The organism is Halobacillus sp. A1-3 (assembly GCF_050971765.1).
In the GTDB taxonomy this organism is placed as follows: Bacteria; Bacillota; Bacilli; order Bacillales; family Halobacillaceae; genus Halobacillus; species Halobacillus mangrovi_B.
The window spans coordinates 54309-66553 of sequence record NZ_JBPCEO010000010.1 but is presented as its reverse complement, the minus strand read 5'-3'; the positions used below and the strand labels follow the sequence as shown (position 1 = coordinate 66553).

The window sequence follows — 12245 nt, the reverse complement described above, 5'->3', positions numbered from 1 at the left end:
CTCCTTTATTTTCCTGCTCCAGGTCCTCCACCTCGATTAGAAGACCCTCTTAATGATCCAGATCCTGAATTATAGTTCCCATACATGCCATAGCCACTATAACAGTCTCCTGTCTGCTTACATCTGGAATTTCTTTTCTTATGCCAGTCATCTACATCCAATACTTCATCTAAAATGTAGTAAGCAAGCATTCCCTGAAAGAAGCTTGGATGATAATTGTTTCTGACAAACTGATCGCTGGCAAGCTCAATGGTTATTACTCCAGGTTCTTCATCGCTTTCTTGTATGATTACAAAATGCTCGGGGTAAATCAGGACTTGCTTGCTTTCTTGACGTTCACTAATCTCTTCTGGGTTTATCTTATCCGATAACGCTTCTGATACTTCCGGCAGGCTTAATTCTCGAGTCATGTAAATACGTGACATCCCTTGATCCGATTGGATTGTATCCAGAAGAGGAAAATTATTCTTCACTAGTTCTTCAATAGAGTTTGCATTCGAATTCCGAATGTTGTCCAGTATTTCTGAACGATCTGGTTCACTCGGTAATTCATTATATGTATCTTCTGTATAGGAACCAGATATTCCTCTTGAAGCTTCATCATTACCAAAAACATTGAATAATAAAACAATCGCTATGATTCCTACAACAATGATTCCTCCAAATTCTCTCACTTCAACCGTTCCTCCTTCCCTGAAAAATAACCGTGCCCGACATAACGTCAGGCACGTATTCTCTTAACAAATGCTGTTATTCTTTGTTCATTTTCTTTTTAAGAGCTGCAAGCTCATCATCAACATCATCTTTTTTATTTAACTCTTCAAACTCATCATCAAGCGAACGACTTTCTGAAGACATATCTTCACTTGTTTCCGCTTCCGCTTCATAACGCATAACTTTTTCCTCCATGCGTTCAAATCCCTGGAGTGACTCGTCCCCACCAATGTTGGACATTGTGCGGTTCATCTTCGTACGTGTTTTGGCAGATTCGGCACGTGCTTTTAGTGAATCTTTTTTCAGTTTCATTTCTTGGTATTCTTTTTTCATTTCGTCAAGCTTTTTACGCAGATTGTTGGAATCCTGTTGAGCACGCTCCCATGATTCCTTCAGCTGATCCGCTTGCTCTTGATGATTTTTCTTATCTTCTAGTGCACGGCGAGCTAAATCATCATTTCCTGATTCAATCGCCTGCTCCGCTTGTTTCATACGTTTATCTACGAGGGCTTGAGCATCATCATACTTACGCTTGAGCATTTTTTCATTGGCAATTTGCTTGGCAACAGCACTTTCAGCATCGCGGATATCGCTCTCCATGTCACGCATGAATTGATCTAACATTTTCACTGGATCCTCTGCTTTATCAAGCATCGCATTCATTTCTGAACCAACGACAGTTTTTACACGTTTGAAAAATTTAAACATTTTATTTCCTCCTTATTATTTAGAACCAGCAATAATTTTAATCTCGTAGGGTTCAATATCACGACCATAACTGACTTCGACTTCACTGCCCCAAGATTCTAAACTTATATAGGTCTCTTCATCCTCGGAAATGTAATCGGCATACCGCGTTAATCGTCCATTAATATTCTGGCTTCTTCCTTCGCCTGATACACGCGCTTCGCCCTCTTCATCCTTATAATACGTCATTCCTTCATATTCTAATTGTTTAGGAAATGGCTCTGTGACCGGAAGCTTGATCGTCTCATACACACCAAGCTCTAGTTCATCGTCCATTTCAGCCGATAACCATTTTGTATGACTTCCTTCCAGAAGCTGATAGGCAAACCACTCATAGGAACCATCCCTGTAGGTAATTTTACCAACGACTTCATAGTCCACAAGATCGAACGTGACGATATCTCCTATCTGGATATTCAAAACCGTTCGTTCCTTAACCTCTGGTGTTTGCTTTTTATTTGAAAACAATTTTGAAAAGAACCCCAAATCTTCACCTCTCCTTCAACTATGATCTTGTGTACCTTTATGTACGGAACAACTACCTTTTAGGTTTCACATTTTTTATTTTTTTGATTTAAAGACCATGATTCATTTAAAAAACGTCGAACCCTGTATTTTTTTCATTTTTTTCCCTGCAGACAAGCTTTGAAAATTCAGAAATCCTAGTATAATCAAAAATCAATCAACTAGAAAAAGGAGTGTAAAAAATGAAAGCATTGGAAAGAGCAAGTAACTTTGTAGGGAGCACCTTCGCCATTTGGGTCTTACTTTTTGCGGTCTTATCTTTTATTATACCATCTGGATTTACCTGGATCGCCCCTTATATCGTACCATTACTTGGAATTATCATGTTCGGAATGGGATTAACTTTGTCTAAAGAGGATTTCAAAGAGGTCTTCAAGCGTCCAAAAGATGTTGCTATTGGAGTCGGAGCTCAATATACTTTAATGCCGCTTCTCGCATTTTTACTTGTAACTATTTTGCCTGTATCACCAGAGGTAGCTGTAGGGGTGATATTAGTTGGCTGCTGCCCAGGAGGAACCTCATCCAATGTAATGACTTATTTATCTAAAGGAGACACTGCCCTTTCGGTATCGATAACGGCTGTTTCTACGTTATTAGCACCGCTATTAACCCCAGTGCTTGTTTTATTGTTCGCAAGTCAGTGGCTGCCGGTTTCAGCTAGTGCCTTATTTTTATCGATTGTTAAGATCGTACTCGTGCCCATTTTATTAGGATTAACGGTGAAAGCCATTTTTCGCCAGAAAATTCAGGCAGGGGTTAAAGCTTTACCTCTTGTTTCTGTAATAGCCATTGTGGCGATCGTCGCTGCTGTAGTGAGTGTGAATAAAGCGCAGATCGCTGAAACGGGGGCAACCATCTTTGCCATTGTCGTTTTACATAACGCTCTTGGGTATGCTGCTGGTTATGGTTTAGGAAAGCTGTTTAAAATGGACCCTACCAAAAAACGAGCCGTCTCTATCGAAGTCGGCATGCAAAACTCTGGCCTTGGTGCTTCCTTAGCTGCTGTGCATTTCAGCCCGCTGGCAGCTGTACCTAGCGCGATCTTCAGTGTCTGGCATAACATCTCAGGCCCAGTTATTGCTACAATCTTTCGTAAGCAAAAAGAAAAGGAAAATGCAAAAGAAAGCTCAGACATTCACCAAGCTTCCTGAGAAGTTAAGTGCACTGGGGTCAATTGACTATAGCTAAGGTTTTTTTCAGGTATCGTACTGAGTTAGACAAAAACAACCCAGCAGAACTCTGAGCTCTGCTGGGTGAATTATTATCGGTTAATTAAATCTCTCGCATCGGCATATTCGAGTCCCTGTGCTTCCGCAACCGCCCGATAAGTAACATAACCTTCTAGCGTATTGATCCCTTTAAATAATGCCTCGTTATCCTTACAAGCTTGCACATAACCTTTATTGGCAAGCTGAAGAGCGTATGGTACTGTTACGTTCGTCAAACCTATAGTAGAGGTCCGAGGAACTGCACCAGGCATATTCGCTACTGCGTAATGAAGTACCCCATGTCTTTCATAAGTGGGATTATCATGGGTAGTGATTCGGTCAGTTGTTTCGAAAATGCCACCCTGATCAATCGCTACATCAACGATAACAGATCCTTCCTTCATAGCTTTCACCATTTCTTCCGTCACCAACTTCGGTGCTTTAGCTCCCGGAATGAGCACAGCCCCAATGACCAGATCGGATTCAGCTAAAGCTTCCTGGATATTCAAAGGGTTCGACATCAAGGTATTGATATCTGAACCGAATATATCATCCAGTTGACGTAAACGCTCAGGATTCAAATCAATAATCGTAACATCAGCCCCTAGTCCCATTGCAATTTTTGCTGCATTGGTACCTACAACACCGCCGCCAATTACGGTTACACGCCCTCTCCTCACACCAGGTATACCACCTAATAGAATACCTTTGCCTCCGTGAGACTTTTCAAGAAACTGTGCGCCAATTTGAGACGCCATTCGACCCGCCACTTCACTCATAGGAGTTAATAAAGGCAGAGACCCATTGTCGAGCTGTACAGTTTCGTAAGCAATCGCGACTACATTATTCTCAACCAACGCTTTAGTGAGTGCTGGTTCTGGAGCTAAATGTAAATAAGTAAACAAGATCAGTCCGTTATAAAAATACCCATATTCCTCTGGAAGGGGCTCCTTTACTTTCATCACCATTTCTTGACTCCAGGCTTCTTTAGCAGATGGGACGATGACTGCTCCCGCTTCTTCATATTGGGCATCTGTAAAACTGGAACCTGCTCCTGCATTCGTTTCTACAAAAACTTCATGCCCTGCATTGGTTAATGTAATAACTCCCGCTGGTGTCATGGCTACACGGTTTTCATTATTTTTTATTTCACGTGGTACTCCGATCTTCATAACCATCCAACCTCCCATTCCATTCTTTCCATTCTCTAATTCCACACTTCCGTTTCAACTATAACATGATTCTTTTCTAGTGAGTAGTTCCCTATGTAAGCCTTTTCATTATGGCGAAGGCAATCGATAAACTACATCAAAGAAAATTATCTATACCGATGAATGACATCCATTCCACCAGTTACTTCGTATATGGTTCCAGTAATCATATCGGAATCTTCATGACATAGGAATTCAATTGTTCGCGCAATGTCTTCTCCTGTGCCCGGACGGCCAATCGGAGTTTCCTTATCGACGAATTGCCTTCCATCATTAATGGAAGACTCTTTCCAGTCTCCTTGAATATGTCCGGGGCAAATCATATTTGAAGTAATTCCGTTCTCCGCCTCTTCAAATGCAATGGATTTAGTCAAAGAAACGAGCCCTACCTTTGCTGCAGCGAATGCCGAACGATAGATCCAGCCTGAAGCTCCTCCAGCTCCTTGAAAGCCATAATTAATGATACGCCCAAATTTTTGTTTTCTCATATAGGGAACCGTTAATTTCAGAAGATGAAAAACCGCGTCTAGATTCCCTCTGATCATAGCGTCCCACTCTTCCGTAGAATAATCCATCAATTTTTTCCTCTCGAAAATATATGGCCCAGCGTTATTCACCAGGTAATCTACACGACCAAATCTTTCAATAGTCTTTTCTACAAGATTCTGTAGATCCTTAGTAGAAGTCACATCTATTTGTAAGATTTGAATATCCTGTTGTCTGCCCGGGAATTTATTCAGTAGCTCCATGGCTTTATCTTTATCGGAACGATAAGTAACCGTTACCGACACTCCTTTATTTAACAATTGTTCGGTAACTTTTCTGCCTAGCCCTTTTGTGCCGGCTGTAATGATTGCATGTCGCATAACTTTTCCTCCTCGTTCTACATCACATATCGTTTTGTTTACAATAGATCGCTCCTTCTGTAAAATAAGTGCGGCAGAAGGGAAGTGGAGCCTGATGAGGACTACAGCCTCACGTAAGGAAATGATCGAAACTTTTGGATTAGAATCTGTACCTAAGGAAAAGCAATCCACTCCTTGGTACAGATTCGCTTTTATACAATTCTCTATAGCTGCAAATGCGGGTAATTTTATCGTACCTGCGCTATCCGTAATAGATGGTGGATTGTCTTTTTGGAGTGGAGTACTGGCAACCAGTTTAGGCGCCTTAGTGGGATTTCTATTTGTCTCCTATCTATCTTTACCTGGTTCCCGTTTGGGGATTCCTGCTCAGTACGCTATTCGCACCATTTTAGGAGTCCAGGGCGCTCGATATCTTTCCTCCCCGATTCGCAGTCTGACTTCGCTATACTGGTTTAGTGTGCAAACCATTGGCGGTACATATGTGATTCAGCAATTGTTTATTCGACTGACAGGTTATGACCTGCCGTTTCTAATTTTCTCAATTCCATTATCCATATTAATGGTGACTCTAGCTATTATTGGGTTTGATGCCGTTAAACAAGCGACTACCTACTTTCTCCCTTTCCTACTTTTAGGAGAACTGACGATCCTCTACATTTACTTTACTACAAATAATGGCCAAGGTTCATGGGAAAAGCTTCAGCAAGGTGCTCTAGATGGTAGTCTATCCAACATGTTTTTCTATGCGAGTCTTGCTTTTGTCCAATATGTATCCGGTGTTAGCGCTGCTGCCGACATGACACGCTACTCCAAGACACCAGTCCACGGTTTCTGGGGTCTTTTCATCGGAAATGGTGCCGGCTTCTTACTAACTGCACTGATCGGTTGTTCATCCGCCTATCTATTCCGAGATATCAATCCGTATGTATCTGCGAGTGAACAGACAAGTTCTCCTATCTTTATAACGATCATCACTTTAACCGCTGTTATTTCCATGATCTCAATAAATATCAGTAATGCATATACGGGAGGCTATAGTCTTCTCAATACCTTCAGTCGGCTCACGCGAGTACAAAGTGCTTTCGTTTTTGGCTTTCTCGGTGTGCTGCTAAGCGGCTTTCCTGCCCTAGTTAATGAAGCAGAGTCTTATATTTCCTTATTGGGCGGTCTCATCATCCCTATATCGGCGATTCTTTGCAGTGATTACTTGATTGTCAAACGCCGCCATCTAAATAAACAGGCACTTGCTCAGCTGACTAAGACATCAAGTATAAATCCTTGGGCAATGATTATGATTATATTTGGTTGTATCCTATACTTTTTATTACCCGGGCAATGGTCACCTGGATTCATCACTTTCATCGTTCTTATGGTTTCCTATCCATTTATAATAAGAGATAAGACTTGGGGCTAGCCCCAAGTCTTATTTTATTTCTCAGTAGTTCTAGGTTCCTTTTCGGAACGGTAGCTCTCATTCAAAGAACTCAACATTTCTTTTTCTGCATCTTGTTCGACTTGCAAAGTGTTTTTTGGATCATTCATTATAACCACCTCTGTCTTAATGTTCACAAAACTTACTAAAATATGAAGGAGACATTGGTCTATACCGTAAAGGAACATGTTATAATAGTAGTAACAAAATGGAAGGGGGCATGCAACATGACATTCGAATATAAGGACATAGTCGTTGCGGTGGATGGATCTGAAACAGCTGAGGGTGCTTTTAAAAAGGCGATTGATATCGCCAATCGAAATGATGCCACACTGATACTGTCTCATGTTGTGGATACTCGAGCTTTCGCTACGGTTGAAGCGTATGATCGTTCACTTGCAATAAGAGCTGAACAATATGCAAGCGATTTATTGAAGGATTACAAAGAAAAGGCGGAAAATGAAGGAGTGAAAAACGTCGTCATCGACATTGAATACGGATCTCCAAAAGTTAAAATTGCTAAAGACGTAGCTCCAAAACATAATGCCGACCTCATCATATGTGGTGCTACAGGTCTGAACGCAATGGAACGTTTTTTCATCGGAAGTGTATCTGAACATATTACGCGTTATGCCAATTGCGATGTCTTGGTTGTACGCCCTGAACAGACAATGGAATGATAAAAGAAAAAATGCCCTGCTTATGAGCAGGGCATTTTTTATAGGTCTTTCTTCAATTCACGCACAACATGACTAAGCTCTGGTAAAATTAATCGTTCCATTGCAAGCTTAACAGCTCCACTGGAACCTGGCGTAGAAAATACTGCAGTGTTTCCACTGACACCGCCAATTGCTCTGGATAATAGAGCAGCTGATCCAATATCCTCCGTATAGCTCAACATACGAAATAGCTCACCAAAACCTGGAATTTCTTTATTTATAAGGGATTCGACTACTTCAATCGTAACATCCCTTGCAGCAATCCCTGTGCCTCCGTTTGTAAGAACAACTTCCACTTCAGCTTGTTGAATTCCTACTTCCAAAGCTTCCCTAATCTCAGATTCTTCGTCGTGAACAATTCTATAATCTTTAATGTAATGCCCTTTCTGCTTTAAGAATTCCATCATAAGTCGTCCGCTTTTATCAGATTCTTTTGTACGAGTATCACTGATTGTAACGACCATACAAGAAACGGAAGCAGGTGCCTGCTTTTTATGCTCTTCGACTGACATCTCAGGCCTCCCTTTCTTCTTGTTTTAAATGACGATATTGATAAAACTTCAAGGCAAAGTCCGTCACTTGTCTGGTCAGGTGATAATTTGAGTAAGCCCCGATCGCAATACTAATAAACGGAAGCCCTTGAAAAACTTTTTTTCTAAAGGTGAGAATAAAAAGTGATTTGAAAGCTTGCTTTAACGGTTGTTCGATCCAGGATTCATTAGTGAGTCTGTCTTCCCCTTCGAAAATGTACGGGTGATTTTTATCATTTACTTCATTTATAAGGTCTTTCCAAGCAGCACCCTGGAGCCGCTTTGGCAAAGTCGCTGCGTGAAAAACCTTCAGAGAAATCATCATTTCATAAGGATGATTCATTTCATGACCGAAGGTGAGCCCCACCAGTTGAACAGCCCTAATATTCATAACCATCATCAAGGGATAATCCAGTCCAAGCAGCAGCCAGCCACCCGTTCCAGTCAAGCCTCCTTGAGCAAACGAATAAAGACGCCCACGCGCGATTTGTTGTTCTGCTATGTAAGTGAGTTGGTCAACACTCAGCTCTTTTCGCATATCTGTAATGTTCTCAATATTCTCAGCCAGCACACGTCCAACAGTCAATATACGGCCCCTGGCCTCATTTTGAAAAGAAGTACCTTGTAAAAAGGCGTGAGTATGGAAAAACCAATCATCTAACTTTGAAAAAAACTTTTCTTTTATTCCTGGGTCTACTTTATAAAAGCTCTGCTGAATCCAGTCATCGTAAATCATCTCAAAATCGTTAGGCTGGTAATTCCTGAATTGTGCGAGCCAATTATCCACTTCCATCGCTACTCGTTCTTTTGACAAAACGATCACTCCCTGCCCGTTAGTCCTATCTTCATTGTAGCTCTTTTACCAAAAAAAAAGCAATTGCCACTCCGCGGCAATTGCTTCTCTAACTATATTACATCCCTTTTTCTACCGTATCACGGGCGATCATGACTTCTTCGTTTGTCGGAATAATCATGACTTTAACTGGTGAGTGCGGGTAGTTGACGAATGCTTCTTTTCCACGAACCTGGTTTAAAGAAGGATCCCAGTAAACGCCCATGAACTCTAGTCCTTTAAGGACACGCTCACGGATGGATGTACTGTTTTCTCCTACACCAGCAGTAAAGACGATGACATCAATTCCATGCATACGAGCCGCATATGAACCAATGTACTTGTGGATACGGTTAGCAAATACTTCAAGTGCTAGCTCTGCACGCTCATCCCCTTCGGAAGAACGCTCTTCAATATCACGTAAATCACTTGAGAAACCGGAAAGGGCCAACATACCACTTTCTTTGTTAAGGACGTTCATAACTTCATTCGCAGTTTTACCTGTTTTCTCCATTATGAATGGAATCAAGGCTGGATCAATGTTACCAGAACGAGTTCCCATTGTTACACCAGCAAGCGGTGTGAATCCCATAGAAGTATCGATTGATTTTCCACCTTCGATGGCAGCGATACTCGCGCCATTACCTAAGTGACAGGAAAGAATACGAAGCTGCTCAAGCGGACGACCAAGCATTTCCGCAGCACGCTCAGATACATATTTATGGGATGTACCGTGGAAACCATATTTACGGATGCCGTACTTCTCATAATACTCATAAGGCAAGCTGTAAAGGTATGACTGCTCAGGCATAGACTGGTGGAAGGCTGTATCGAATACAGCTACATGAGGTACATTTGGAAGTACTTCACGGAAAGCGCGAATCCCAGTCAAGTTCGCAGGGTTATGAAGGGGTGCCAAATCAGACACTTCTTCTATTTCTTGTATTACTTCATCCGTAATTAACACAGATTCACTGAAGCGCTCCCCACCGTGCACGACGCGGTGTCCAACGCCATTGATCTCATCAAGGGACTCGATGATGCCGTTAGCAGTTAGTTTATCTAATAGCAACCTAACAGCTTCACCATGATCAGGGATATCAGTAACCGTCTTATCCTTTTCTTCCCCTACTTCAATTGTGAAAACCGCATCGTCAAGGCCGATACGTTCCACTAAACCTTTTGTTATAACCGTTTCTTCAGGCATTTCAATCAATTGGAATTTCAGTGATGAACTACCTGCATTTATAGCAAGAATTTTATTACTCAACGTTGCTCATCCCCTCAAAATTAGGTTCGTATATTTCTACCATTACCATTTAATCACCCGTTCTAATCATTTTCAAGGCAGAAAAGGCGTGATAACGTTTACTTCTTATATTCGTTATTTTCTCACTATTGTGTCGCTTTATATTCATCAAACCACTGATTCATCTGAGCTAGTATGTCAGCCATGGCCTCAGGGTTTTTGAATGAAGGCAGTTTGACGAGTAACGCTTGTTTTGGTGGCTTTGTTTCTTGCCCTTTCTTTTGCAGGATCAAAATGCTCTTTCCATGCTTCTCATCTTTAAATAAAGAGTCAGAAAGCTGCAGCATCCCCACGATATGAGCGTGTTCGCGCAAGTACGCATTCAAGGCTTTTGATTGGTCGCTGTCAAATAGGAAGTTAGGGACGATAAACATGAGATAGCCACCCTCTTCTGTATAATTCAGACCCTGTTCAATAAATAGATGATGGGCATAAGAATGTCCTTCTTCTGCTTTGAGCTCATACCTTGATGCCTGGACATCATCCGGATAGTAGCCTACAGGAAGATCGGCTAATACAAAATCAACAGGCTCTATCAAAAATGGACGCAGGCTATCCTGATGGAAGAATTCAATGTTATTTTTTTGTAAGTTAGCATTTGCAACGGCCAATTGAATAAGCGTTGGATCAACTTCACTGGCATAAGCACGCAGAGGCATCTCCAGCTGGTTCATGACTGATGTCAACAAGTTGGCGGAACCTGAGGCAAGATCGAAAAGCTTCAATTCTTCCTTACCTTCAAACAGTTTAGAAGCGAGATAGCCCATAAACATCGCCACCGAATCCGGAGTGATTAGGTGCTGTTGCTGCGTAGCCCCTTTCATTCCTTTTAAAATCGTTAATTGCACAGCTTTACGGACTTCTTCTTTCTCAAACTCCTCTTTATTCACTTTCGTCAATCGATTCGTAAGTTTCGTCTGAAGCCTTTTATCCAAATCATCAAATGGCTTTTCATTAAATAATACATCCAGCGCTTCCGCTAAGCCTTCTAGATAAGTGACGTTCATATCCTCAGAGACAATTGTAGAAGTCTCATCTAGCCATTCAAATAGTTTTTCAACTTGTCCTTGTTTCATTTTCATTCTCCTTTAGTCCTACTCATACTCAAAAATAAGCGACGCATAGGTGTTCAACGATCCATGCGCCAGCCATTTCCGTACCTTATCTCGAGTTTGATTCTATCACAACCATATCGAAATATTCATTTGTATTCAACAATGAACGATTTGACTGATTTGTAGCAAAATTGGGTGCGGTTACATCTGATAAGTGATAAAATGACGATATGACTACATAAAGGAGGATTCATGGTGGCTGATCAACGTAGAAACCTTTACTTCTATTATCACCCGAACCAAGAACTTGACAAAAAACTTGAGCCTTTATTCAGGCTTGCCCGCGATAATGATTTTCATGTCGTTGAGGATGCTAAAGATGCTAATATCATCGTAGCTGTTGGCGGAGATGGTACCTTTTTACAAGCAGTCAGAAAAACAGGCTTTCGCCAGGACTGCCTCTATGTAGGGATCCGCAGTCACAACGAAGCAGGACTTTATTGTGACTTCAGTATTGATGACCACGATGAAATGGTGGAATCCATGCAGAATGCAGAAGTCGAAGTACGAAGATTTCCTGTTATTGAAGCAACAGTCAATAATGAGTCTTCTTACTTGTGCCTGAATGAATGCAGTGTAAGATCGACTCTCATTAAGTCGATTGACATCGATGTTCATATTGATGACCTTCACTTTGAGACATTTCGTGGAGATGGTTTAATTGTTGCAACACCTACAGGGAGCACGGGTTATAACAAATCTACCAAAGGAGCCGTCGTAGATCCGAAACTACCTTGCTTTCAAGTAAGTGAATTGGCTTCTTTAAATAACAACCGGTTCCGTACGCTAGGGTCTTCCTTCATCCTAAGTGGAGAACGCACGTTAAGATTACAAGTTACTCAAGATGGAAACGATTACCCCGTCATTGGTATGGATAATGAAGCCTACTCCATTCGAAATATTAAAGAGGTTACTGTTAAGTTGAGTGACAATGTGATTAAAACGGTTAAGCTAAAAAATAATACCTACTGGGATCGTGTGAAACGCACTTTCTTATAAACGTAAAAAGCCGGACTGAACTTCATCAGTCCGGCTTT

General features: G+C 41.4%; 13 protein-coding genes. 4 read left to right on the top strand and 9 right to left on the bottom strand.

The window, feature by feature from the left end; translation table 11 throughout:
* Positions 1-5: 5 nt before the first annotated feature.
* From ACRYKC_RS16960 to ACRYKC_RS16950, 3 genes are all read right to left on the bottom strand, one after another.
* Complete coding sequence (locus ACRYKC_RS16960) at positions 6-674, bottom strand: DUF4247 domain-containing protein (RefSeq protein WP_433808490.1); 669 nt, start codon at positions 672-674, stop codon at positions 6-8.
* Between the two features lie 76 nt (positions 675-750).
* Positions 751-1422 (bottom strand): PspA/IM30 family protein, encoded by a 672-nt coding sequence (locus tag ACRYKC_RS16955; RefSeq protein ID WP_433808488.1) that lies wholly within the window; start codon positions 1420-1422, stop codon positions 751-753.
* A gap of 15 nt (positions 1423-1437) precedes the next feature.
* Positions 1438-1947, bottom strand: a complete 510-nt coding sequence (locus ACRYKC_RS16950; protein ID WP_433808486.1) for a DUF4178 domain-containing protein — start codon at positions 1945-1947, stop codon at positions 1438-1440.
* Between the two features lie 221 nt (positions 1948-2168).
* Here ACRYKC_RS16950 and ACRYKC_RS16945 point away from each other — a divergent pair, with 221 nt between their 5' ends.
* Positions 2169-3137, top strand: a complete 969-nt coding sequence (locus ACRYKC_RS16945; protein WP_433808484.1) for a bile acid:sodium symporter family protein — start codon at positions 2169-2171, stop codon at positions 3135-3137.
* Positions 3138-3247: 110 nt separating this feature from the next.
* On the opposite strand, the gene ald is transcribed toward ACRYKC_RS16945, so the two are convergent.
* Positions 3248-4366 carry an alanine dehydrogenase gene (gene ald / locus ACRYKC_RS16940; RefSeq protein ID WP_433808482.1) on the bottom strand — a complete coding sequence of 373 codons (1119 nt, stop codon included), beginning with the start codon at positions 4364-4366 and terminating at the stop codon, positions 3248-3250.
* 146 nt (positions 4367-4512) lie between these two features.
* The gene (locus ACRYKC_RS16935) at positions 4513-5271 is read right to left on the bottom strand and encodes an SDR family oxidoreductase (RefSeq protein WP_433808480.1); all 759 of its coding nucleotides are present in this window, start codon (positions 5269-5271) and stop codon (positions 4513-4515) included.
* Between the two features lie 94 nt (positions 5272-5365).
* Here ACRYKC_RS16935 and ACRYKC_RS16930 point away from each other — a divergent pair, with 94 nt between their 5' ends.
* The gene (locus ACRYKC_RS16930; RefSeq protein ID WP_433808478.1) at positions 5366-6685 is read left to right on the top strand and encodes a purine-cytosine permease family protein; all 1320 of its coding nucleotides are present in this window, start codon (positions 5366-5368) and stop codon (positions 6683-6685) included.
* A 245-nt stretch (positions 6686-6930) separates the two neighbouring features.
* Positions 6931-7383 (top strand): universal stress protein, encoded by a 453-nt coding sequence (locus ACRYKC_RS16925; protein WP_433808476.1) that lies wholly within the window; start codon positions 6931-6933, stop codon positions 7381-7383.
* Between the two features lie 38 nt (positions 7384-7421).
* Here the strand turns inward: ACRYKC_RS16925 and ACRYKC_RS16920 are convergent, their stop codons facing one another.
* The 4 genes from ACRYKC_RS16920 to ACRYKC_RS16905 form a co-directional block, all read right to left on the bottom strand.
* Positions 7422-7934, bottom strand: coding sequence for a MogA/MoaB family molybdenum cofactor biosynthesis protein (locus ACRYKC_RS16920; RefSeq protein WP_433808474.1), 513 nt, complete (start codon positions 7932-7934; stop codon positions 7422-7424).
* A 1-nt stretch (position 7935) separates the two neighbouring features.
* On the bottom strand, positions 7936-8766 hold the full coding sequence (locus tag ACRYKC_RS16915; protein ID WP_433808472.1) for an EcsC family protein: 831 nt from the start codon (positions 8764-8766) through the stop codon (positions 7936-7938).
* 97 nt (positions 8767-8863) lie between these two features.
* Entirely contained in the window at positions 8864-10054 is a 1191-nt protein-coding gene (locus tag ACRYKC_RS16910; RefSeq protein WP_433808470.1) for an acetate kinase, read from the bottom strand.
* A gap of 125 nt (positions 10055-10179) precedes the next feature.
* Entirely contained in the window at positions 10180-11169 is a 990-nt protein-coding gene (locus ACRYKC_RS16905) for a class I SAM-dependent methyltransferase (RefSeq protein WP_433808468.1), read from the bottom strand.
* Between the two features lie 234 nt (positions 11170-11403).
* On the opposite strand from ACRYKC_RS16905, the gene ACRYKC_RS16900 reads away from it, so the two are divergent.
* Positions 11404-12207 carry an NAD kinase gene (locus ACRYKC_RS16900; RefSeq protein ID WP_433808466.1) on the top strand — a complete coding sequence of 268 codons (804 nt, stop codon included), beginning with the start codon at positions 11404-11406 and terminating at the stop codon, positions 12205-12207.
* Positions 12208-12245: the final 38 nt, after the last annotated feature.

Excerpts from the sequence above, each read along its gene's own strand:
- ACRYKC_RS16955 (WP_433808488.1), bottom strand. The coding sequence starts at position 1,422 with ATGTTTAAATTTTTCAAACGTGTAAAAACTGTCGTTGGTTCAGAAATG.
- ACRYKC_RS16945 (WP_433808484.1), top strand. The coding sequence starts at position 2,169 with ATGAAAGCATTGGAAAGAGCAAGTAACTTTGTAGGGAGCACCTTCGCC.
- ald (WP_433808482.1), bottom strand. The coding sequence starts at position 4,366 with ATGAAGATCGGAGTACCACGTGAAATAAAAAATAATGAAAACCGTGTA.
- ACRYKC_RS16935 (WP_433808480.1), bottom strand. The coding sequence starts at position 5,271 with ATGCGACATGCAATCATTACAGCCGGCACAAAAGGGCTAGGCAGAAAA.
- ACRYKC_RS16930 (WP_433808478.1), top strand. The coding sequence starts at position 5,366 with ATGAGGACTACAGCCTCACGTAAGGAAATGATCGAAACTTTTGGATTA.
- ACRYKC_RS16925 (WP_433808476.1), top strand. The coding sequence starts at position 6,931 with ATGACATTCGAATATAAGGACATAGTCGTTGCGGTGGATGGATCTGAA.
- ACRYKC_RS16920 (WP_433808474.1), bottom strand. The coding sequence starts at position 7,934 with ATGTCAGTCGAAGAGCATAAAAAGCAGGCACCTGCTTCCGTTTCTTGT.
- ACRYKC_RS16905 (WP_433808468.1), bottom strand. The coding sequence starts at position 11,169 with ATGAAACAAGGACAAGTTGAAAAACTATTTGAATGGCTAGATGAGACT.